The organism is Methylobacterium thuringiense, from assembly GCF_022179645.1.
Classification (GTDB): domain Bacteria; phylum Pseudomonadota; class Alphaproteobacteria; order Rhizobiales; family Beijerinckiaceae; genus Methylobacterium; species Methylobacterium thuringiense.
This window is the reverse complement of sequence record NZ_BPRA01000016.1, coordinates 73,851-94,952: the sequence shown is the minus strand read 5'-3', so window position 1 is coordinate 94,952 and position 21,102 is coordinate 73,851. Positions and strand designations below refer to the sequence as shown.

Genomic DNA, 21,102 nt, shown 5'->3' with positions numbered 1-21,102 from the left:
ACCGTAAGGGGGTGGTATCGGCACCGTTGCGGGCCTCGCGGGTTGCGCTCGAGGGCAGCACGGCCGGAAGATCGCTGCGATGAGCGGCCGATCGAGCCCACCGCATCGCACTGCCCTACCGTGCGCCCTACGATTGGGCGGCCCTCCATGGCTTCCTCGCCGTCCGTGCGATTCCCAGCGTCGAGACGACGGAGCCGGGCGTCTATGCCCGGACGGTCTCGCTCGATGGGCGCTACGGCACTGTCAGGGTGACGCCCTCCGCAGATGGCGAGGCGCTGGCAGCGGAAATCCGGTTTCCCGACACCGACGAACGTCCCGCCATCCTCGTGCGGCTGCGGCACCTGTTCGATTGCGACGCCGATCCGCATGCGATCGCCGTGCGGCTCGAAGCCGACCCGGCCGTCGCCGCCCTCGTCGCGGCGCGGCCCGGCCTGCGCGTACCGGGGGCGTGGGACGGGTTCGAGCTGGCGGTGCGCGGCATCCTCGGGCAGCAGGTCTCGGTGACGGCGGCGACCCGGCTGGCGGGCAAGCTGGTAGCGGCCTTCGGCGCGCCACTGCCGGGGCAGGGCGCTTTCGGATTGACCCACGTCTTCCCCTCGCCCGAGGCGCTGGTCGAGGCCGACGTTTCGCGCGTCCTGAACATGCCGCGGGCGCGCGGCGCCGCGATCCGGGCGGTGGCCGCTGCCGTCATCGCCGAGCCCGATCTGTTCGGTGTCGGACAAGGTCTGGAAGCGGCGGTCGCGCGCCTGAAGAGCCTGCGCGGCATCGGCGACTGGACTGCGCATTACATCGCCATGAGGGCGCTGAAGGAGGCGGACGCGCTCCCTGCCGGCGATATCGGCCTCATGCGCGCGCTCGATGCCGGCTCCGGCCGGCCGACACCGCGGGAACTTCTCGCGCGGGCGGAGGTGTGGCGGCCGTACCGGGCCTATGCGGCGATGCATCTCTGGGCGCGCGATGCGGAGCGGGAGGCAGCGAAGGTCGGGCGATGAGAGGCGTGCGGACGACCGGAAGATTGCCGAGCAAGAGCCGGGATGCCGGGGGCGGGGGCCTCGGCCAGGATGCGCCGATCGCGGGCGTCGCCGACGCCGGCCAGGAGACAAGAGCCATGCCGACCCGAGCCATGCAGGTTCGCGAGCCCGAGAATCCGCCCCGGCGCGACATCCGCGCGACGGACGGCAGCGACGAGGCCCGCTGGGCCGCCTTCAGCGCGGCGGACAAGAGCGCGGACGGCAGCTTCGTCACCGCGGTCAAGACCACGGGCATCTATTGCCGGCCGAGCTGCCCGGCCAAGCGCGCCAAGCGCGAGAACGTCCGCTTCTACGCGACCTGCGCGGATGCCGAGGCGGCGGGATTCCGGGCGTGCAAGCGCTGCCGGCCGAACGAGACCTCGCGCGACGAGGTCCAGGCGCAGGCGGTCGCGCGCGCCTGCCGGCTGATCGAGGAGGCCGAGACGCCGCCCGCCCTCGACACGCTCGCTCAGGCCGCCGGCATGAGCCCCTACCACTTCCACCGCACATTCAAGCGGATCACCGGCGTGACGCCGAAGGCCTATGCCGGCGCCCGCCGCGCCGGCCGCGTCGCCACCGGCCTGCGCGAGGCGCGGACCGTCACGGAGGCCGTCTACGACGCCGGCTACAATGCTGCGAGCCGCTTCTATGCCGATGCCGGCGATCGGCTCGGCATGAGCCCCACCGCCTATCGCCGGGGCGGCACAGGTACGGTGATCAGATTCGCGGTCGGTCCGTGCGCCCTCGGGCAGATCCTCGTCGCCGCCACCGACAGGGGCGTGTGTGCGATCATGATGGACGACGATCCGGACGTCCTGCTGCGCGAACTGCAGGACCGCTTCCCCAAAGCCGAGCTGACCGGGGGCGATGCCGGTTTCGAGGCGCTGGTGGCGCAGGTGATCGGCCTCGCCGAGGCGCCCGGCCGCAGCGTCGCGCTGCCGCTCGACATCCACGGCACGGCCTTCCAGCAGCGGGTCTGGGAAGCGCTCAGGGCGATCCCGGCGGGCACCACGGCGACCTACACGGACGTCGCCCGCGCCATCGGCGAGCCGGCGGCGGTGCGGGCCGTGGCACGGGCCTGCGGGGCCAATCCGGTCGCGTTGGCGATCCCATGCCACCGGGTCGTGCGCTCGGACGGCGCGCTCTCGGGCTATCGCTGGGGGGTGGCGCGCAAGCGCGATCTGATCGATCGGGAGAGAGCCGACAGGGACAGGACGTGATGAACGCCCTGCGCAGGTACGCGACCCATCCTGCATCGGCCGCCCCCGACCTCGATCAGTTGCGGATCGAGATCGGTTTCGGCGCCTACGCGTACGACTGCGCCGCAAGGCGGACCCTCATCACCACGCGATCAGGCGACCCCGTCAAGTCCTCGACATCTTCGGGCGCGGCCTCGGTCGCAGCAGTCTCGCTCCAAGCACACCATTAGAGTTAATGCATGGTGACCACACAAGAATCAAAGCTGAATCAAAGATCTTTCTCAAAATCGACAGAAACTACCGGCGCCACCATCCGTTCATCGGTACACAGATCTGACATCGACAAGAGTCTATAAGCACTCTTGTCTGGCCATCGGGTTCAGCCATATCAGAGTTGACGCCTGATGACGGAGATACAGGCATGACCGAGATCGTCACGGAACCAACGCAGAGCTTGCCGGCACCGGTCGTCGTCTGGCTCGATCCATCGCGGCCGGACTTCGGCACCACGATCATCGCCACGGTCCCGGACGGGCTGGCCGCGCTCAACCGGCACGGCATCGACGATGCCCGGAACGGCCCCCACGCGCAGCTCTGGCAGGATGCGGCCGCCGCGCTGTCCTCGGCAAAGCTCGAACCGAGCCCCTGCAACCTCCGGCTCGCCTTCGATGCCATGTTGAGACTCGTGAAGCGCGTGGCCCCCGTTCCGACCCGCATCCGCGTGCTCTCGGCTCCGCGTAACCTGCGCGAGCGCGTGCAGGGCCTGCTGGCGCCGTCCTACGGACGATTGGATTTCGCGGGCCGGCCGCCAGCAGCGGCCGCAGGTCGGGTCGATTGAACGATCGGAGGCAGCGCCCCCCGCGGATGGCTCGGTGACTGTCCTCCAGCCGATCTGAGGGGCTTCCCCCGAATGGCCGGGAGCAACACAAGGTCATGCGCGCCACCGTCGGATGGGCCAGATAGGGGTGGACGGAGTTTTGCTTGCAGGTTGAGGTATGGATCTCAACTGCGTCACATCCGTCATCGCCCTGGGGAAAGCCGATGCGTTGCCCGACTGGCAGGACGGCGATGCCTGGTTGGCGGGTGGGACGTGGCTGTTCTCGGAGCCGCAACCTGGGCTTCGCAGGCTGATCGACGTCGCCGGCCTGGGTTGGCCGATGCATGCGATCTCCGATGACGGCCTGACCGTATCGGCAACCTCCACCATTGCGGAACTCGATCGGCTCGAACTGCCGAAGGACTGGATCGCAACGCCTCTCGTCGGCCAGTGCTGTCGGGCTCTGCTCGGCTCGTTCAAGATCTGGAACCGGGCGACCGTCGGCGGCAATCTCTGCATGGCCCTGCCGGCCGGACCGATGATCGCGCTGACCGCCGCACTCGACGGAGTGTGCACGATCCTCACGCCGGGTGGGGGCGACCGGTTTGTTTCCGTCTGCGACTTCGTGCTCGGCCCCCAACAGACGGCGCTGAAGCCCGGCGAGATCCTCCGCAGCATCTCCATGCCGGTGGCGGCGTTGCGCCGGCGGACTGCATTCCGCCGGATTTCGCTGAGCCCGAACGGCCGCTCCGGAGCGCTCGTGATCGGCACGCTGGACGCGGCTGGCCGGTTCACCCTCACGGTGACGGCCGCGACGCGCCGCCCGGTCCGGATGGCGTTCGAGGCACCGCCCGTTGCGGACGCCATGCAGCAGCGGCTCGCAGCAACGATACCCGGCGGCGATTGGTACGACGACGTGCATGGGGCGCCGGATTGGCGGCGGCATGTCACGCTGCTTGTCGCCGAGGAAATCCGACAGGAGCTCGGCCGATGATCCTGACCGTCAACGGACAGGCGCAGCACGCCGCGCCGCGGCCCGGCCAGTGCCTGCGGACTCTCCTGCGTGAGCTCGGCTGGTTCGGTGTCAAGAAAGGCTGCGATGCCGGCGATTGCGGCGCCTGCACCGTGCATCTCGACGGCGAGCCGGTGCATTCCTGCCTGCTGCCCGCCTTCAAGGCCGAGGGACGCGCCGTCACCACGGTGGAGGGCCTCGCCGGCCCCTGCGCGCCCGGCAGCGGACCGTCCGAGCACTTCCATCCGATGCAGGAGGCCTTTCTCGATGCGCAGGGCTTCCAGTGCGGCTTCTGCACGCCCGGCATGATCATGACCGCCGCGGCCCTCGACCAGGGGCAGCGCCAGGACCTCGGCACGGCGCTGAAGGGCAACCTCTGCCGCTGCACGGGTTACAGGGCCATCCGCGACGCGGTGGCCGGAACGGCTCATGCCGAGGCGCCGCAGACCTGTCGCGATCCCGTCGGACGCAACCTGCGCGCGCCGGCGAGTGCGGGCGTCGTGTCGGGAACGGCGCCCTACACCCTCGACATCGCGATGCCGGGCCTGCTGCACCTCAAGGTGCTGCGCTCGCCGCACGCCCATGCGCGAATCCTGCGGATCGACCGGGACGCGGCGCTCGCCGTTCCGGGCGTCGTCGCGGTGTTCACCCACGAGGACGTGCCGCCGCGCCGCTTCTCCACCGGACGTCACGAGAACCCGGCCGACGACGCGCCCGACACGCTGATGCTCGATTCCATCGTCCGCTTCGTCGGCCAGCGCGTCGCCGCCGTGCTGGCCGAGAGCGAGGCCGCGGCGGAGGCCGGCGTCGCCGCCCTCGTCGTGGCATACGCACCGCGGCCGGCCCTGCTCGATCCGGACGCAGCGCTCCGGCCGGACGCGCCGCTGGTGCACGATCCGCAGGACCGCACATCGCCGCCGCCAGGCGCGGACGCGCCGCCGCTCCTGCCACACCCGAACCTCGCCGCGGAGGTCCATGGCGCCGTCGGCGACGTCGAGGCCGGGTTCGCGCAAGCGGACCTGATCCACGAAGAAGAATACGTCTCGCAGCGCGTACAGCACGCGCATCTCGAGACGCACGGTGCCATCGGCTGGCGCGACGCGGACGGCCGGCTCGTTCTGCGGTCCTCGACGCAGGTGCCGTTCCTGACGCGCGACGCGCTCTGCGCCCTGTTCGACCTCGACCGGACCCAGGTGCGTGTCCTGTGCGGTCGTGTCGGCGGCGGCTTCGGCGGCAAGCAGGAGATGCTGACGGAGGATCTCGTCGCCCTCGCCGTCTTGAAGACCGGGCGGCCGGTGCGGTGGGAACTGACGCGCCAGGAGCAGTTCACGGCAACCACCACGCGCCACGCCATGCGGGTGCACGTGAAGATGGGCGCCCGAGCCGACGGCACGCTGACGGCGATCTCGCTGAAGGTTCTCGCGAATACCGGCGCCTACGCCAACCATGCCGGCGGCGTGCTGCATCACGGCTGCAACGAGTGCATCTCGGCCTACAATTGCCCGAACAAGCGGGTGGAAGGCCATAGCGTCTACACGCACACCCTGCCGGCTGGCGCGTTTCGGGGCTACGGCCTCAGCCAGACGATCTTTGCGGTGGAATCTGCAATCGACGAGCTGGCGCGCGGGCTCGGCATCGATCCGTTCGCGATGCGCCGCCGCAACGCCGTGCGGCCGGGCGATCCGATGGTCGCCACCAGCCTGGAGCCGCACGACGTCGCATACGGCTCCTACGGGCTCGACCAGTGCTTCGACCTCGCCCAAGCCGCCCTCGCCGAGGATCCGGGCAAACCACCGCCGGGGCCGCACTGGCTGATCGGGCAGGGCATGGCGATGGCGATGATCGACACGATCCCGCCGCGCGGCCACTTCGCCCACGCGCATCTCCGCCTGGAGACCGACGGCGGCTACACGCTGGCGATCGGCACCGCGGAGTTCGGCAACGGCACCAGCACCGTGCATGCACAGATCGCCGCGCAGGTTCTCGCCACCACCCCCGACCGTATCCGGCTGATCCAGGCCGACACCGATGCCGTCGCCCACGATACCGGCGCCTATGGCAGCACCGGCACCGTCGTCGCGGGCCAGGCGAATTTTCGCGCGGCGACGGCGTTGGCCGAGGCGATCACGATCGAGGCTGCGAGCCGGATGGGTGTCGAAGCGGCGGCCTGCCGCCTGTCGGGCGAGGTTGTGGAGACGCCCATCGGCCCGATCCCGCTCACGACCCTCGCACCGCTGGAGGCGCGGGCCGAGGCCGACGGCTCTCCGCGTTCGGTCGCCTTCAACGTCCAGGCGTTCCGGGTCGCGGTGCACCCGGCGAGCGGCGAGGTGCGCATCCTGTCGAGCATCCAGGCCGTCGATGCCGGCGTCGTGATCAACCCGATGCAGTGCCGCGGCCAAGTCGAGGGCGGCGTCGCCCAGGCGCTCGGCGCGGCGCTCTACGAGGATTACCGCTTCGACGGGGCGGGCGGCGTGATCACGCAGACGTTCCGAAACTACCACATCCCGGCCTGCGCCGACGTGCCGGACACCCGGGTGCTCTTCGCCGACACCTACGACCGTATCGGCCCGCTCGGCGCCAAGTCGATGAGCGAGTCGCCCTACAACCCCGTCGCCCCGGCGCTCGCCAACGCGATCCGCGATGCCACCGGCGCACGGCTGACGGCGACGCCCTTCGCGCCGGACCGGATCTTTCGGCAGGTGATGGAGGCCGTCGCCGGGCACGCGACGCAGCCACCAGTCGAAGACGTGCGGCAGGGCTTCGCGCCTTGACGAACCGGTCGCCGACCGGTCTTCGGTTCAAGGGACGGACGACGGAGTGCCGTCGCAACGAGGCGAACGGTTTGACCTATCCGCGCGACCTGATCGGCTACGGCCGTACGCCCCCGCAGGCCGACTGGCCCGGCGGCGCCCGCATCGCGGTGCAGTTCGTGCTGAACTACGAGGAGGGCGGAGAGAACTGCATCCTGCACGGCGATCCGGCCTCGGAGGCCTTCCTCACCGAAATCGTGAACGCCGAGCCCTGGCCCGGACAGCGGCACATGACGGTCGAATCCGTCTACGAATACGGCGCACGCGCGGGCTTCTGGCGCCTTTGGCGGCTGTTCACATCGCGAAAAATCCCGCTGACGGTGTTCGGCGTCGCCACGGCCATGGCGCGCAACCCGGAGGCCGTCGCAGCAATGCGCGAGGCGGAATGGGAGATCGCGAGCCACGGCCTCAAGTGGATCGACTACGCCCACTTCGAACGCGAGGCGGAAGCCGCTGACATGGACGCGGCGATCCGGCTCCACACCGAGGTCACGGGTGAGCGCCCGCTCGGCTGGTACACGGGCCGGTTCTCGGTCCACACGCGCGAACTCGCGATGGAGCGCGACTTCACCTACCTCGCCGATTCTTACGCGGACGACCTGCCGTACTGGATGGAGGGACCGAAGGGTCCGGCGCTGATCGTGCCCTACACGATGGAGGCCAACGACATGCGCTTCGCCGTGGCACAGGGCTTCAATTCGGGCGACCAGTTCTTCGCTTATCTGCGCGACGCCTTCGACGTGCTCCATGCCGAAGGCGCCGAGACGCCGAAGATGATGTCGATCGGGCTTCATTGCCGGCTCGCCGGGCGTCCCGGCCGGATCGCGGGGCTGATGCGCTTCCTCGACCACGTCGCCGCGCATGACGGCGTCTGGCTGACGCGGCGCATCGATATCGCCCGGCACTGGATCGCGAAACACCCGCCGGGCTGAACGGAGCGGGAGGACTGCTCCCCGACGCCTTCCGGCCAGACCTTGGAGAGATTTCGTGAGCGCTGCCACGCCGTCCGCCAGCTACAATCCGCCCTGCGGGGGCCTGCCGCCCCAAACCGCGCTGATGACCGGCAGGGCCGTGTTCACCGAAGCCTACGCCGTCATTCCAAAGGGCGTGATGAGCGACATCGTCACCAGCGTCCTGCCGTTCTGGGAGGGATCTCGCGCCTGGATGCTGTCGCGGCCGCTCTCCGGCTTCTCCGAAACGTTTTCGCAGTACCTGATGGAGGTAGTCCCCGGCGGCGGCAGCGCGCGGCCTGAGCCCGACCGGGAAGCCGAGGGCGTACTCTTCGTGGTCGGCGGCACCCTGGATCTCGCCCTCGACGGGGAGGCGCATGACCTCCGCGCCGGCAGCTACGCCTACCTGCCGCCCGGCGCGGCCTGGACTTTGCGCAACGACGGATCCGTACCCGCCCGCTTCCACTGGATCCGCAAGGCCTATGAGCGCGTGCCGGGAATCGAGGTGCCCCCGGCCTTCGTCGTGCACGAATCCGAGGTCGACCCGGTGGCCATGCCCGGCACGGACGGGGCTTGGGCCACGACGCGCTTCGTCGCGCCCGACGACGTACGCCACGACATGCACGTCAACATCGTCTCCATGCGGCCCGGCGCCTCGATCCCGTTCGAGGAGACCCATGTGATGGAGCACGGCCTGTTCGTGCTCGAAGGCAAGGCGGTCTATCGGCTCAACCGCGACTGGGTCGAGGTCGAGGCCGGCGACTTCCTATGGCTGCGCGCCTTCTGCCCACAGGCCTGCTACGCGGGCGGCCCCGGCCGCTTCCGCTACCTGCTCTACAAGGACGTCAACCGGCACGCCGCCCTGAAGCTTCATCGGTCGCCCCGGTGAGCGACCGCCACATCACAGCGCAGGCCCTGACCGTCGAGGCCTTCGCGCCGTTCGGCACCGTCATCGACAAGGCGGCCGTCGATCCGCGCCCGATGAATGCCGGCAAGGCGCGCAGATTCCACGATCTCGCCGAGGTGCAGGTGAGGGGAGAGGACAGCCGGGTCGTGATCGGCCTCGTCGAAGCGCAGGCCTATCCGATGCCGCTGTCCCTGAGCCTCGTCGAGCGCCACCCCCTCGGCGCCCAGGCCTTCGTGCCCCTGAACACGGCGCCGTTCCTCGTCGTGGTCTGCCTGGACGAGGGCGGAAAGCCCGGCCGGCCGCAGGCCTTCGTCACAGCGCCGGGGCAGGGGATCAGCTACGCCATCGGCACCTGGCACGGCGTGCTGACACCGTTCGGCGCGCCACAGGATTTTTGGGTGGTCGACCGCGGCGGTCCGGGCGTGAACCTCGAGGAATACGTCTTCGACGCACCCTGGGCGATCCATCTGCCGACATGACCCTAACCTTCGCCCGGTAGCAGGGTCGCGCCGGCTCTGGTCAGGCCAGACCGCCCGCGGTCCTCACGAAACGCGCGATCTCGTCGGCACCATGGCCGTCGCGCAGCGAGGCGAAGACGTAGGGCCGGGTGCCGCGCATGCGCCGGGTATCCGCCTCCATCACGCCGAGATCCGCGCCGACCAGCGGAGCGAGGTCGGTCTTGTTGACGACCAGAAGGTCCGAGCGGGTGATGCCCGGGCCGCCTTTTCGCGGGATCTTCTCGCCGCCCGCGACATCGATCACGTAGAGGGTGATGTCGGCGAGTTCCGGCGAGAAGGTCGCGGCGAGGTTGTCGCCGCCGGACTCGATCAGCACCACGTCGAGCTTCGGAAAACGCCGGCGCATCTCGGCCACCGCGGCAAGATTGATCGAGGCGTCTTCGCGGATCGCCGTGTGCGGGCAGCCGCCGGTCTCGACGCCCATGATGCGCTCCTCCGGCAGCGCGCCGGCGACGGTGAGGATGCGGGCATCCTCCTTGGTGTAGATGTCGTTGGTGATGGCGCAGATGTCGTAGCTGTCGCGCAGGCGCTTGCAGAGCTGCTCCATCAGTGCGGTCTTGCCCGAACCGACAGGGCCGCCGATACCGACGCGGAGCGGGCCGTTCAACGATGCCATGGCGTCCTCAGGAGCGGAAAATCCGGGAATACTGCGTCTCGTGCCGGAACGAGCCGAGATCGAGGCGTAGGGTCGCCGAGCCGAGACCGTCGAGCCCGAGATCCTGCACCGCCTCGGCGAGGGCGGCGACCCGCGGTGCGAGGCGCGCGATGATCCGCGTGCCTGCGCTCTGGCCGACGGGCGCGACGCGAAGCGCCGCCGAGACGAGGTTCTGGACGAAGGCGAGGCCGTAGGCCGCGAGCGTCGGCGGGCGAGCCATGCCATGTGCCCCCGACGCCGTGCCGACCGCGACCGGAAGCGCAACGGCACCATCGAGCACAGCACCGACGCTATCGAGCGCCGTGCAGGGCCAGGCGGATAGCGTGGCATCGAGGAAGCTGCGGCCCTGCTGGCTCGTCTCCAGATGGAGTTCGCGGGACGGCGCCAGCGCCAGGGCGAGATCGTTGACCTCGGCGAGCCCTACAGCATCGCCGGCCGACGCGGTCCGGTGGGCCTCTGCGCACAGAATCAGATCGTTGCGGCCCGCCCCGCGCTCGACCACGTCGTCGAGCCACCGCGAGAGACTCGCCTCGTCGCGGATGTCGCCCGTCTCCACCGCCCATTCGAGCCCGTGCGAATAGGCGAACGCGCCGATCGGATAGGTCGGCGACAGCCACGCCATCAGCCGCAGGGCGTCAATCATGGCTGTGGTCGTGGTGGCCATGGCCGTGCGCGTGGCCGTGCGAATGTCCGGCATTGTGCCCATGGCCACCGGCATAGGCGCCGCCTTCCGGGCGAAACGGCCGCTGGACCGGCTCGGCGCTGCCGCCGAGGCCCCGCACCATGTCGGCCAGTACGTGATCGTTCGCGATGTAGACGGCGTCCGCCGTTATCTCAGCCGGGATGTGCCGGTTGCCGATATGCCAGATCAGCCGCTTGAGGGCATGATCAGAACCCGCCCGGATCTCTAAAAGCATTTCGGGCGCGGCCTCGACCCAGATCAGCCGGCCGTCCTCCAGCATCAGAGCATCGCCGTCGTCGAGGACAGTCGGCTCGGCGAGGTCGAGCAGAAAGGCCAGACCGCCGACGCCCTGCATCGCCATGCGGCGGCGATGCCGGTCGCCGTGGTCGAGGACGATCCGATCGACGATCTCGCCGCCGTTCAGGGCATTGCGGCGGATGATGCGGGTGGCGCTGATCATCAAAACAGAAAATACCGCTGCGCCATCGGCAGCACCTCGGCCGGCTCGCAGACCAGCAATTCACCGTCGGCGCGCACGTCGTAGGTCTCCGGGTCGATCTCGATCACCGGTGTCGCATCGTTGAGGATCATGCTCTTCTTGGAGATTCCGCCGCGCGTATTATCCACCGCGACGAGTTGCTTCTGCACCCCGAGTTTTTCACGCAATCCGTCCTCGATGGCCGCCTTCGAGACGAAGGTCAGCGCGGTGGCGTAGGGCGCGCGGCCGAAGGCGCCGAACATCGGGCGGTAATGCACCGGCTGCGGCGTCGGGATGGAGGCGTTGGGGTCGCCCATCGGCGCCATCGCGATCATGCCGCCCTTGAGGACGAGGTCGGGCTTCACGCCGAAGAAGGCCGGTGTCCACAGCACGAGGTCTGCGAGTTTCCCGGGCTCGATCGAGCCGATGTGTCGGGAGACGCCATGCGCGATGGCCGGGTTGATCGTGTATTTCGCGACGTAGCGGCGGGCGCGCAGATTGTCGTTGCCGCTCGCGTCGCCGGGAAGGGCTCCACGCTGGCGCTTCATCTTGTCGGCGGTCTGCCAGGTGCGGATGACGACTTCGCCGATGCGCCCCATGGCCTGGCTGTCGGACGACATCATCGAGAGCGCGCCGAGATCGTGCAGGATGTCCTCCGCCGCGATCGTCTCCTTGCGGATCCGGCTCTCGGCGAAGGCGAGGTCTTCCGGGATCGACGGGTCGAGGTGGTGGCACACCATCAGCATGTCGAGATGCTCGTCGATGGTGTTTTTGGTGAAGGGCCGCGTGGGGTTGGTGGAGGAAGGGAGCACGTTGGCGAGGCCCGCCACCTTCATGATGTCTGGCGCGTGCCCGCCGCCTGCGCCCTCGGTGTGGAAGGCGTGGATGGTGCGGCCCTTGAAAGCGGCGATGGTGTCCTCGACGAAACCGGACTCGTTCAGCGTGTCCGAGTGGATCATCACCTGCACGTCGAAGCGATCGGCGACCGAGAGGCAGGCGTCGATGGCGGCCGGCGTCGTGCCCCAGTCCTCGTGGAGCTTGAGCGCGCAGGCCCCCGCCCGTACCATCTCCTCCAGCGCGCCCGGCACCGAGGCGTTGCCCTTGCCGGCGAAGGCGAGGTTCATCGGGAAGTGGTCCGCCGCCTCGATCATCCGGGCGATGTGCCAGGGGCCGGGGGTGCAGGTGGTGGCGAAGGTGCCGTGCGCCGGCCCGGTGCCGCCTCCGAGCATCGTGGTGACGCCCGAACACAGCGCTTCCTCGATCTGCTGCGGGCAGATGTAGTGGATGTGGCTGTCGAAGCCGCCGGCCGTGAGGATTTTTCCTTCACCCGCGATCACCTCCGTGCCCGGCCCGACGACGATGTCGACGCCCGGCTGGATGTCCGGGTTGCCAGCTTTTCCGAGCTTGAAGATGCGCCCCTTCACGATGCCGACGTCGCATTTCACGATGCCCCAATGATCGAGCACGACCGCGTTGGTGATGACGGTGTCGACGGCGCCGTCGCGGTTCGTCACCTGCGACTGCCCCATCCCGTCGCGAATGACCTTGCCGCCGCCGAACTTCACCTCCTCGCCGTAGGTGGTGAAATCGCGTTCGACCTCGATTTCGAGAGAGGTGTCGGCGAGGCGGATGCGGTCGCCGACGGTCGGGCCGAACATGTCGGCGTAAGCGGCGCGGGGGAGGGTGGCGGGTTTGGGCGCGTTGGACATGCGCTTTACGGCTCCCGGCTGAGGCAGGTGAACCCATCCGCGTACGCGGCTTTGCGGTCGAACGTGAGCGTCGTGGTGCAACCCGCAGCACGGTTGATCGCGCCGATGAAGTGGTCGGCGAAATCACCCTTACCAGTCGCCCATTCGGCCAGCGCCTTTACTGCAGCGTCGCGCTGGTCGACGACGATGTTCGAGGCGTTCAGCAAACGATCGATCACGGTGACGAGCATCGGCTTGCGCTGCCGCAAGGGCTGCGCCAGCACCCAGACGGTTTCCGCCAGAACGACGACGTCGACGAAGAAGCGCGCGTCGCGCCGACCGAGCGTCTCCGCGACGAGGGCCGTCTGCTCCGGCGCGTCATCTGGCCAAACGGACTCGTCCACGAGCCAGCGCAACAGCACGTTGGTGTCGAGACCGATCACGCGTCATCGGCCTCGATGGGCGGCTGCATGCGCCGCCACCGAGCGGCGCGACTCTCTTCGATCCAGCCAACCACCCGCTCGCTGTCGACGGCAATCTCCGGATCAGTTCCGCCCGGACCCACGATGCCGCGCAAGTCTGCGAGCGTCACGATGCGTGCCTCGACGGTGAATCGGCCATGCGCATCCTGAGCAAACACAAGCTTGTCGCCGACCTTGAGGCCCAGGGCCTTCCGCAGCGACGACGGGATCGTGACCTGTCCTTTCGAGGTCACGGTCGCCTCGATCACTTTCATCGCAAACTCCTTACCGATCGTACGCAATGTAAGGAGCATGTGATCACGTGTGCAAGCGGTTACAGCGGCCCCATCACCTCACCTCGGAACCCGAACACCGTTCGCGCGCCTGACAGCGGCACCAGCACCACCTCGCGCGTCGAGCCGGGCTCGAAGCGCACGGCCGTCCCCGGCGCGATGTCGAGCCGCTTGCCGCGGGCCTTGTCGCGGTCGAAGGCGAGGCCGGGGTTCACCTCGAAGAAGTGGTAGTGCGAGCCCACCTGGATCGGCCGGTCGCCGGTATTGGCGACTTCCACGACGGTGCGCTCGGCGCCGGCGTTGAACACGATCTCGCCGGGTTGCGTCGTCACGAGGCCGGGCACGTCGTCGGAGGGCGCGCCGCGGATCGGGTGATGCACGGTGACGAGCTTGGTGCCGTCCGGAAACGTCGCCTCGACTTGGATGTCGTGGATCATCTCCGCGATGCCCGGCATGACCTGATCGGTGGTCAGCACCTGCGCGCCGGCCTGCATCAGCTCGGCGACCGAGCGCCCGTCACGGGCGCCCTCGACTACGGCGTCGGTGATCAAGGCGATCGCCTCGGGGTGGTTGAGCTTGACGCCCCGCGCCAGCCGGTTGCGCGCGACCTGCGCGGCCATGGCGACGAGGAGCTTGTCCTTTTCGCGGGGGGTGAGGAGCACTGTGCGTCGTCCCGGATCGGCGTTGGAGCCCGCCCCAGCAAGGACCGTGCGACGGGCAAAGATCAAGTCGTCGGGCTGATGGCGGCTATCCCTGCCAGACGCGCGGCAGCGGCGCGGCGCGATAGTCGGTCAGGAACCGCACCAAGACGCGGCGCAGGGTGCTGACGTCGGGGGCGAGGCAGCGCAGGGCGAGATGGCGGTTCCAGGCGCTGGCGCCGGCCTCGACGCCGCTCGCGCCGTTGGCGCCGGCCCGCTCCAGCAGGGCGCGGGCCTCGTCGAGGCGGCTTTCCGCATCGGGAGAGGCATCGAGGAGGGTCGCGCAGGCAGCGGCGCCTCCGCCGATCGCCGGGCGGCTCAGCCGGTCGGCGATGGCGCCGTCGAGGCGCAGCGCGTCGGCGTAGACGAGTCGGCCGTCCCGGCGGATGCGCCAGATGTCCTCGAACAAGCCCTCGGCGAGGCGCTCGCCGCGGGCCGCGCGGCCGAAGGCGACGATCTCGACGACGAGGAGCGCCGAGTCTGCCGCGAGATCGGCCTCGAAGCGCCGCCGCAAGCGGCTGCCGTCATATAGGATCGTCTCCTGCGGCAGCCAGTCGAGCCGCGCGCCGGCGGCGAGATCGAGGCGATTGTCGATGCAACTGACAGGGCCGTCCGAGCGGTAGATCTTTTCCGCCGCCGTGGTCGAGACGACGAGGCGCGCGCCCGCCTCGAGGGCGACCGAGAGTTCGAAGCGGTCGCCGCAGGCGATGCCGCCGGCGGTGTTGACGAGGATCGCCTCCGGTGTCGCTCCATGGCTGCGGGGAAAGCGCAGGCGCGAGGGGCCGCTCTCGAACAGGTCCGCGACGCCGGCGGGGCCGTGGCGGAGACGCACGATCCCGTGCGAGCGCTGGCGCGCCGGGGCCGGCACGGGTCCTTCGTGCATCGACGTCCGTCAGCCTCGCACAGGCTGGGCGGACACCGCCTCGATCACCGGTGTCGGCCGGTCGAGGATACGCCGGCCGAACAGGCTCGCTACAAGTTCGACGAGGACGCGGGCGCTGCGGCCGCGCTCGTCCAGGAAGGGGTTCAACTCGACCACGTCGAGGGAGCCGACAAGGCCGGAATCGTGCAGCATCTCCATGATCAGGTGGGCTTCGCGAAACGTCGCGCCGCCGGGCACCGTGGTTCCCACCGCCGGGGCGATGCCGGGGTCGAGGAAGTCGATGTCGAAGCTGACATGGAGGTGTCCATCCTCGGTCGCGACGCGTTCGAGGATGCGCCGCAGCGGCGCTACCACACCGAACTCGTCGATGGCGCGCATGTCGGTGACGGCGACGCGGGCCTTCGTCACCAGCGCCCGCTCGCCGACATCGATCGAACGCAGGCCGAAGAGGTGGACACGCGTCGGATCGAGGAAGGGACGGTCCTGATCCGCGAAAAGCTCCGAAAAGCCGGGTTCGCCGCAGAGCGCCGCCAGCGGCATGCCGTGGACGTTGCCGGAGGGCGAGGTGTCAGGCGTGTTGAAATCCGCATGGGCGTCGAGCCAGAGCACGAACACGGGTTTTTGGGAGGCGCGGCAATGATGGAGCACAGCGTCGATCGAGCCGAGCGACAGGCTGTGGTCGCCACCCAGGACGACGGGCAGGGCGCCGCCTTCGAGTGCCGCCGTCACCCGCTCGGAGAGCGCCCGCGTCCAGCGTGCCACCGCCGGCAGCCCGCGCGCGGCGCCCGAGGTATCGGGCGCGACGTCGCCGGCATCCTCCACGTCGTGGCCGAGGTCGGCCAGCGTGCGGATGAGACCCGCCGTGCGGAGCGCCGCCGGCCCCATGAGGGCTCCCGGCTCGCTGGTGCCGATCTCGATCGGCACGCCGATGATCGCGATCCGCGTCGTCTCGCTCATGCCGCCCCTCTCGCCCCGATGCCGTGCTCACGCAAGCACTGCGCCCCGCCCCGCCCTGACAGGGCGAGGTGACGGAACCACGACATGTCGCAGCCCATGGCCAAGCTGTTTGCCGCTTCCGCAAGCACCTGGCGCAAAGACGGGCAATCGACCCTTCCGTCCACTGCCCATCCGAATGGCACAGCCTTTGCCAGCCCTGGGCGAAGCCGGAACAGGCAGGGGACGACGATGGCCGACACTCTCTGGACCCGACGGGGCTCCGCGATCCTGCTGGCGGGCGGCATGGCGCTGTCGCTGTTCGGCGCCAGCGTGGCGCGGGCGGAAGAGACCATCAAGGTCGGTATCCTGCATTCGCTCTCGGGCACGATGGCGATCTCCGAAACCACGCTGAAGGACGCGATGCTGATGCTCATCGCCGAGCAGAACGCCAAAGGGGGCGTCCTCGGCAAGAAGCTCGAAGCGGTCGTGGTCGACCCGGCCTCGAACTGGCCGCTCTTCGCCGAGAAGGCGCGCGAGCTCATCTCCAAGAACAAGGTCTCGGCGGTGTTCGGCTGCTGGACCAGCGTCTCGCGCAAGTCCGTTCTGCCGGTGTTCAAGGAACTCGACTCGATCCTGTTCTACCCCGTCCAGTACGAGGGCGAGGAGAGCGAGCGGAACGTGTTCTACACCGGCGCCGCACCGAACCAGCAGGCCATCCCCGCCGTCGACTATCTGATGAAGGAAGAGGGGATCGAGCGCTGGGTGCTGGAGGGGACGGACTACGTCTATCCGCGCACCACCAACAAGATCCTGGAGGCCTACCTCAAGGCCAAGGGTGTCGCGCCCGAGGACATCTCGATCAACTACACGCCGTTCGGCCAGTCCGACTGGCAGACCCGCGTCGCCTCGATCAAGGCCTTCGGCTCAGCCGGTAAGAAGACCGCCGTCGTCTCGACGATCAACGGCGACGCCAACGTGCCGTTCTACAAGGAACTCTCGAACCAGGGCCTGAAGGCCACCGACATCCCGGTCGTGGCCTTCTCGGTCGGCGAGGAGGAACTCGCCGGTATCGACACCAAGCCCCTGCTCGGCCACCTCGCGGCGTGGAACTACTTCATGTCGATCGACACGCCCGAGAACAAGACTTTCATCGACCAGTGGCACGCCTTCACCAAGAACCCGAAGCGCGTCACCAACGATCCGATGGAGGCGCACTACATCGGTTTCAACATGTGGGTGAAAGCGGTCGAGAAGGCCGGCAGCGTCGAGCCCGACAAGGTGATCGCGGCGCTGCCCGGCATCGAGCAGAAGAACCTCACCGGCGGCACCGCCAAGATGCTGCCCAACCACCACATCACCAAGCCGGTCTTCATCGGCGAGATCAAGGACGGCGGCCAATTCGACGTCGTCTACAGGACCGAGGAGCCGATCCCGGGCGAGGCCTGGTCGAAGCAGCTCGAAGGTTCGAAGGATCTGGAAGCCGACTGGGTCAAGCTGAACTGCGGCAACTACAACACCAAGACCAAGAAATGCGGCGGCGCCTGAGGCCGCCGCCATGCACCGCCTCCTCGCGCTCCTCCTGCTCTGCCTGACGCTGACGGGCGCAGCGCTGGCGCAAGCCCCCGCCGACGGTGCCTATGGCAAGCTCGCCGCCGGCAGCTATTCGGATATCGAAGCCGGTGTCGCCGAGCTCGTCACCAGCGGCGATCCGCGAGCCGGCACGGTGATCGCGGCGCTCGTCGACGGCCGGCTCTATGCGCGCGCCGCCGACAAGGCCCTGCTGATCCGCACCGGCGAGACCTACGTCGACGCCCGCACCGGCCAGGCTGCCGAGGGCGCGACCGACGGCCTGAAGGCGCTGCGGCTCAACAACAAGGTCCGCCGCGCGGTCGATGCCGCGCAGGGTCAGCTCAACCTGCTGAGCCCCGATCCGACGAAGCGCCGCGAGGCGGCCGACGCCGTGTTCAAGGCGCGCGACGCCACGGCCCTTCCCGCGGTGGAGGCGGCCATTGCCCGGGAGAGCGATGCCGGCATCAAGCGGACCCTGTCGGAGGCCCGCGCCGCCGCGATCCTCGCGAAACCCACGAGCCCGGAGTCGGACCGTCTCGCGGCCATCACGACGATCCAGACCCGCGCCGACGGCGACGCCATGGCCATCCTGCGGAGCCTCGCCAACGATCCGAGCGAGGCGGTGAAAACGGCATCGGCGAAAGGCATCGCGGCGATCGAGACCCGGCTCGCCATCATCGGCGGCGTCCAGAACGTCTGGTACGGGATCTCCCTCGGCTCCGTGCTGCTGCTCGCCGCCATCGGCCTCGCCATCACCTTCGGCGTGATGGGCGTGATCAACATGGCGCATGGCGAGATGGTCATGCTCGGCGCCTACACGACCTACCTCGTGCAGGAGGTCTTTCGCGCCCAAGCGCCGGCCTGGTTCGACTGGTCGGTGGCCGTGAGCATTCCCGCAGCCTTCCTGGTGGCCGGCGCAGTCGGCGTCGCCATCGAGCGCGGAATCATCCGCTTCCTCTACGGGCGGCCCCTGGAGACCCTGCTCGCCACCTTCGGCGTCAGCCTGATCCTGCAGCAGACCGTGCGCTCGATCTTCGGACCCACCAACCGCGAGGTCGGCGTACCCGGCTTCATGACCGGCGCCGTCGACGTGTTCGGATTGTCGATCACCTGGGGCCGGCTCTGGATCGTCGGCTTCTCCTTCGCCCTGTTCCTGTTCCTGCTGTTCGTGCTCCGGAAGACCTCGTTCGGGTTGAAGACCCGCGCCGTCACCCAGAACCGGCGCATGGCCGCGGCCATGGGCATCCGCACGCCGTGGGTCGACGCGATGACCTTCGGCCTCGGTTCGGGGATCGCGGGCATCGCCGGCGTGGCGCTCTCGCAGATCGACAACGTCTCGCCCAATCTCGGCCAGGGCTACATCATCGACTCGTTCCTCGTCGTGGTGTTCGGCGGCGTCGGCAGCCTCTGGGGCACGCTGGTCGCGGCGCTGACCCTCGGCGTCGCGAACAAGCTCGCCGAGCCGTATCTCGGCGCGGTGCTCGCCAAGATCGCGCTGCTGATCTTCATCATCCTGTTCATCCAGAAGCGCCCGCGAGGCCTGTTCGCGCTCAAGGGCCGGGCGGTGGAGTCCTGAGATGAGCCCAGCCCGCACCCCACTCATCGACCTCAAGGGCCTGATCTTCCTCGGCCTCCTCGCGGCCGCCTGCCTCGTCGTGCCGCTGCTCAACCTGATGGTCCCGGAGGGCTCGCCCCTCCACATGCCGACCTATCTCGTCTCGCTCTTCGGCAAGTACCTGTCCTTCGCCTTGCTCGCCGTGAGTCTCGATCTGGTCTGGGGCTATTGCGGCATCCTCTCCCTCGGGCACGGCGCCTTCTTCGGGCTCGGCGGCTACGCGATGGGCATGTACCTGATGCGCCAGATCGGGCCGCGCGGCGTCTACGGCAATCCGGTCCTGCCCGACTTCATGGTCTTCCTGAACTACAAGGAGCTGCCTTGGTACTGGCTCGGCTTCGACATGTTTCCCTTCGCCGCGCTGATGGTGCTCGCGGTGCCGGGTCTCCTCGGCTTCGTGTTCGGCTGGCTCGCCTTCCGCTCGCGGGTGACCGGCGTCTACCTCTCGATCATCACGCAGGCGCTGACCTACGCGCTGATGCTCGCCTTCTTCCGCAACGACATGGGGCTCGGGGGCAATAACGGCCTCACCGACTTCAAGGACCTTCTGGGGTTGTCAGTCCAGGCGCAGGGCGTGCGCGTCGCGTTGTTCGTAGCCACCGCCATCGCGCTGGCGCTCGGCTACCTGATCGCCCGCGTCATGACGGTCTCGGCCTACGGCAAGATCCTGATCGCTGTGCGCGACGCGGAACCCCGCACGCGCTTCCTCGGCTACCGGCCGGAGCACTTCAAGACGCTGGCCTTCACCGTCTCCGCCATGATGGCGGGCGTGGCCGGCGCGCTCTACGTGCCGCAGGTCGGCATCATCAACCCGTCCGAGTTCGCGCCGACCAATTCCATCGAGGCGGTGATCTGGGTGGCGGTGGGCGGACGCGGCACGCTGGTGGGCGCCGCGCTCGGCGCCATCATCGTCAACTACGCCAAGACCATCCTGACCGGGGCGCTGCCGGATGCCTGGCTGTTCGGGCTCGGCGCGCTGTTCGTGCTGGTGACGCTGTTCCTGCCGAAGGGCATCGTCGGGACGCTGATGCAGCGCTACGGCAGCCGGCGCGCGGCAGCGAAACTCCCACCGGAGCCAGAACTCGCCCCGAAACTCGTGGAAGAGGGGCGCGGCTCATGAGCGACGCGGCCACCCTCGCACCGCCGTCGGCCGCCCAGGTACCGGACAAGCGCCTCACCCCGGCGCTGCTCTATCTCGACGACGTCCAGGTCACGTTCGACGGCTACCGGGCGCTCCGCGGCCTCTCGCTGACGCTGGACAAAGGCGAGATGCGCGCGATCATCGGCCCGAACGGCGCCGGCAAGACCACGATGATGGATTGCATCACCGGCAAGACCCGGCCGGATCTCGGCCGCGTGGTCTTCGACGGCACCATCGACCTGACCAAGCTCGACGAGCCGGCCATCGCCGACCTCGGCATCGGCCGCAAGTTCCAGAAGCCGACGGTGTTCGAGAGCCACACGGTGGCCGACAACATCCTTCTGGCGCTGAAAGGTCCGCGCGCGGCTTTTCAGTCGCTGTTCGGCTGGCGCAACCGGGTCGCGGCCGAGCGCATCGACGCGCTGCTCACCAAGGTCGGCCTGATCGCGCACCGCGAGCGACCCGCCGCCGACCTCTCACACGGCCAGAAGCAATGGCTCGAGATCGGCATGCTGCTCGCCCAGGATCCGAAGCTCCTGCTGGTCGACGAGCCCGTCGCCGGCATGACCGACGCCGAGACCGCCGCGACGGCGACGCTGCTGCGCGAGATCGCGCGGGACCACGCGGTGGTGGTGATCGAGCACGACATGCATTTCGTGCGGGCACTCGATTGCCGCGTCACTTGCCTGCACGAGGGCGCGGTGCTGGCCGAGGGCTCGATCGATGCCGTCTCCGCCGACCCACGCGTCGTCGAAGTGTATCTGGGACGTTGAGCGAGGG

Annotated in this window: 21 protein-coding genes and 1 pseudogene; 13 read left to right on the top strand and 9 right to left on the bottom strand. The window is 69.0% G+C overall.

The genetic code is table 11. The annotated features are described in order from the left end of the window. Positions 1–104 precede the first annotated feature (104 nt). The 9 genes and pseudogenes from MFF07_RS17935 (at position 105) to MFF07_RS17895 (ending at position 9,184) form a co-directional block, all read left to right on the top strand. The gene (locus MFF07_RS17935; RefSeq protein ID WP_238232530.1) at positions 105–992 is read left to right on the top strand and encodes a DNA-3-methyladenine glycosylase family protein; all 888 of its coding nucleotides are present in this window, start codon (positions 105–107) and stop codon (positions 990–992) included. Between the two features lie 116 nt (positions 993–1,108). Beyond that, positions 1,109–2,230: a bifunctional DNA-binding transcriptional regulator/O6-methylguanine-DNA methyltransferase Ada gene (ada, locus tag MFF07_RS17930; RefSeq protein ID WP_238232526.1), complete on the top strand. Its 1,122-nt coding sequence runs from the start codon at positions 1,109–1,111 to the stop codon at positions 2,228–2,230. Further along, complete coding sequence (locus MFF07_RS17925) at positions 2,230–2,439, top strand: hypothetical protein (protein WP_187272508.1); 210 nt, start codon at positions 2,230–2,232, stop codon at positions 2,437–2,439. Before ada ends, MFF07_RS17925 begins: the two co-directional genes overlap by 1 nt. 191 nt (positions 2,440–2,630) lie before the next feature. Beyond that, positions 2,631–3,047 carry a hypothetical protein gene (locus MFF07_RS17920; protein WP_238232525.1) on the top strand — a complete coding sequence of 139 codons (417 nt, stop codon included), beginning with the start codon at positions 2,631–2,633 and terminating at the stop codon, positions 3,045–3,047. A gap of 157 nt (positions 3,048–3,204) precedes the next feature. Next, positions 3,205–4,020: an FAD binding domain-containing protein gene (locus MFF07_RS17915; RefSeq protein WP_238232524.1), complete on the top strand. Its 816-nt coding sequence runs from the start codon at positions 3,205–3,207 to the stop codon at positions 4,018–4,020. Beyond that, a complete protein-coding gene (locus MFF07_RS17910; protein WP_238232523.1) occupies positions 4,017–6,809 on the top strand; it encodes a molybdopterin-dependent oxidoreductase in 2,793 nt (930 codons plus the stop codon). Before MFF07_RS17915 ends, MFF07_RS17910 begins: the two co-directional genes overlap by 4 nt. 71 nt (positions 6,810–6,880) lie before the next feature. Then, positions 6,881–7,771: pseudogene (puuE, locus tag MFF07_RS17905) on the top strand (allantoinase PuuE); the annotation flags it as partial. Between the two features lie 64 nt (positions 7,772–7,835). After that, positions 7,836–8,687, top strand: coding sequence for a bifunctional allantoicase/(S)-ureidoglycine aminohydrolase (locus MFF07_RS17900; RefSeq protein WP_283206830.1), 852 nt, complete (start codon positions 7,836–7,838; stop codon positions 8,685–8,687). Next, complete coding sequence (locus MFF07_RS17895; RefSeq protein WP_238232521.1) at positions 8,684–9,184, top strand: ureidoglycolate lyase; 501 nt, start codon at positions 8,684–8,686, stop codon at positions 9,182–9,184. The genes MFF07_RS17900 and MFF07_RS17895 overlap by 4 nt, the downstream gene beginning before the upstream one ends. Before the next feature lie 40 nt (positions 9,185–9,224). On the opposite strand, the gene ureG is transcribed toward MFF07_RS17895, so the two are convergent. The 9 genes from ureG to rocF form a co-directional block, all read right to left on the bottom strand. Next, positions 9,225–9,839, bottom strand: a complete 615-nt coding sequence (gene ureG, locus MFF07_RS17890; RefSeq protein ID WP_147817010.1) for an urease accessory protein UreG — start codon at positions 9,837–9,839, stop codon at positions 9,225–9,227. 7 nt (positions 9,840–9,846) lie between these two features. After that, positions 9,847–10,542, bottom strand: a complete 696-nt coding sequence (locus MFF07_RS17885) for an urease accessory protein UreF (protein WP_238232520.1) — start codon at positions 10,540–10,542, stop codon at positions 9,847–9,849. Further along, a complete protein-coding gene (locus MFF07_RS17880; protein WP_238232519.1) occupies positions 10,514–11,020 on the bottom strand; it encodes an urease accessory protein UreE in 507 nt (168 codons plus the stop codon). The genes MFF07_RS17885 and MFF07_RS17880 overlap by 29 nt, the downstream gene beginning before the upstream one ends. Beyond that, positions 11,020–12,747 (bottom strand): urease subunit alpha, encoded by a 1,728-nt coding sequence (gene ureC, locus MFF07_RS17875; protein WP_238232518.1) that lies wholly within the window; start codon positions 12,745–12,747, stop codon positions 11,020–11,022. Before ureC ends, MFF07_RS17880 begins: the two co-directional genes overlap by 1 nt. A gap of 5 nt (positions 12,748–12,752) precedes the next feature. Continuing rightward, positions 12,753–13,169, bottom strand: a complete 417-nt coding sequence (locus tag MFF07_RS17870) for a type II toxin-antitoxin system VapC family toxin (protein WP_238232517.1) — start codon at positions 13,167–13,169, stop codon at positions 12,753–12,755. Continuing rightward, positions 13,166–13,462 carry an AbrB/MazE/SpoVT family DNA-binding domain-containing protein gene (locus tag MFF07_RS17865; protein ID WP_238232516.1) on the bottom strand — a complete coding sequence of 99 codons (297 nt, stop codon included), beginning with the start codon at positions 13,460–13,462 and terminating at the stop codon, positions 13,166–13,168. The genes MFF07_RS17870 and MFF07_RS17865 overlap by 4 nt, the downstream gene beginning before the upstream one ends. Positions 13,463–13,521: 59 nt before the next feature. Next, the gene (locus MFF07_RS17860) at positions 13,522–14,142 is read right to left on the bottom strand and encodes an urease subunit gamma (protein WP_238232515.1); all 621 of its coding nucleotides are present in this window, start codon (positions 14,140–14,142) and stop codon (positions 13,522–13,524) included. A gap of 85 nt (positions 14,143–14,227) precedes the next feature. Then, the gene (locus MFF07_RS17855) at positions 14,228–15,061 is read right to left on the bottom strand and encodes an urease accessory protein UreD (RefSeq protein ID WP_238232514.1); all 834 of its coding nucleotides are present in this window, start codon (positions 15,059–15,061) and stop codon (positions 14,228–14,230) included. A 9-nt stretch (positions 15,062–15,070) separates the two neighbouring features. Beyond that, on the bottom strand, positions 15,071–16,018 hold the full coding sequence (gene rocF / locus MFF07_RS17850) for an arginase (protein WP_238232513.1): 948 nt from the start codon (positions 16,016–16,018) through the stop codon (positions 15,071–15,073). A 282-nt stretch (positions 16,019–16,300) separates the two neighbouring features. Here rocF and urtA point away from each other — a divergent pair, with 282 nt between their 5' ends. Genes urtA through urtD form a run of 4 tightly spaced genes read left to right on the top strand, consistent with a single transcriptional unit; the run spans position 16,301 to position 21,095 of the window. Next, entirely contained in the window at positions 16,301–17,542 is a 1,242-nt protein-coding gene (gene urtA / locus MFF07_RS17845; RefSeq protein ID WP_373322389.1) for an urea ABC transporter substrate-binding protein, read from the top strand. A gap of 10 nt (positions 17,543–17,552) precedes the next feature. Then, the gene (gene urtB, locus MFF07_RS17840) at positions 17,553–19,142 is read left to right on the top strand and encodes an urea ABC transporter permease subunit UrtB (protein ID WP_238232511.1); all 1,590 of its coding nucleotides are present in this window, start codon (positions 17,553–17,555) and stop codon (positions 19,140–19,142) included. A 1-nt stretch (position 19,143) separates the two neighbouring features. Next, on the top strand, positions 19,144–20,301 hold the full coding sequence (gene urtC / locus MFF07_RS17835; RefSeq protein ID WP_238232510.1) for an urea ABC transporter permease subunit UrtC: 1,158 nt from the start codon (positions 19,144–19,146) through the stop codon (positions 20,299–20,301). Next, the gene (gene urtD / locus MFF07_RS17830; RefSeq protein ID WP_147816929.1) at positions 20,298–21,095 is read left to right on the top strand and encodes an urea ABC transporter ATP-binding protein UrtD; all 798 of its coding nucleotides are present in this window, start codon (positions 20,298–20,300) and stop codon (positions 21,093–21,095) included. Before urtC ends, urtD begins: the two co-directional genes overlap by 4 nt. Positions 21,096–21,102 lie beyond the last annotated feature (7 nt).

Excerpts from the sequence above, each read along its gene's own strand:
- MFF07_RS17925 (WP_187272508.1), top strand. The coding sequence starts at position 2,230 with ATGAACGCCCTGCGCAGGTACGCGACCCATCCTGCATCGGCCGCCCCC.
- MFF07_RS17865 (WP_238232516.1), bottom strand. The coding sequence starts at position 13,462 with ATGAAAGTGATCGAGGCGACCGTGACCTCGAAAGGACAGGTCACGATC.
- MFF07_RS17910 (WP_238232523.1), top strand. The coding sequence starts at position 4,017 with ATGATCCTGACCGTCAACGGACAGGCGCAGCACGCCGCGCCGCGGCCC.
- urtA (WP_373322389.1), top strand. The coding sequence starts at position 16,301 with ATGGCGCTGTCGCTGTTCGGCGCCAGCGTGGCGCGGGCGGAAGAGACC.
- urtC (WP_238232510.1), top strand. The coding sequence starts at position 19,144 with ATGAGCCCAGCCCGCACCCCACTCATCGACCTCAAGGGCCTGATCTTC.
- MFF07_RS17920 (WP_238232525.1), top strand. The coding sequence starts at position 2,631 with ATGACCGAGATCGTCACGGAACCAACGCAGAGCTTGCCGGCACCGGTC.
- rocF (WP_238232513.1), bottom strand. The coding sequence starts at position 16,018 with ATGAGCGAGACGACGCGGATCGCGATCATCGGCGTGCCGATCGAGATC.
- MFF07_RS17915 (WP_238232524.1), top strand. The coding sequence starts at position 3,205 with ATGGATCTCAACTGCGTCACATCCGTCATCGCCCTGGGGAAAGCCGAT.
- MFF07_RS17885 (WP_238232520.1), bottom strand. The coding sequence starts at position 10,542 with ATGGCCACCACGACCACAGCCATGATTGACGCCCTGCGGCTGATGGCG.
- urtB (WP_238232511.1), top strand. The coding sequence starts at position 17,553 with ATGCACCGCCTCCTCGCGCTCCTCCTGCTCTGCCTGACGCTGACGGGC.
- ada (WP_238232526.1), top strand. The coding sequence starts at position 1,109 with ATGCCGACCCGAGCCATGCAGGTTCGCGAGCCCGAGAATCCGCCCCGG.
- MFF07_RS17880 (WP_238232519.1), bottom strand. The coding sequence starts at position 11,020 with ATGATCAGCGCCACCCGCATCATCCGCCGCAATGCCCTGAACGGCGGC.
- MFF07_RS17855 (WP_238232514.1), bottom strand. The coding sequence starts at position 15,061 with ATGCACGAAGGACCCGTGCCGGCCCCGGCGCGCCAGCGCTCGCACGGG.
- ureC (WP_238232518.1), bottom strand. The coding sequence starts at position 12,747 with ATGTCCAACGCGCCCAAACCCGCCACCCTCCCCCGCGCCGCTTACGCC.
- urtD (WP_147816929.1), top strand. The coding sequence starts at position 20,298 with ATGAGCGACGCGGCCACCCTCGCACCGCCGTCGGCCGCCCAGGTACCG.
- ureG (WP_147817010.1), bottom strand. The coding sequence starts at position 9,839 with ATGGCATCGTTGAACGGCCCGCTCCGCGTCGGTATCGGCGGCCCTGTC.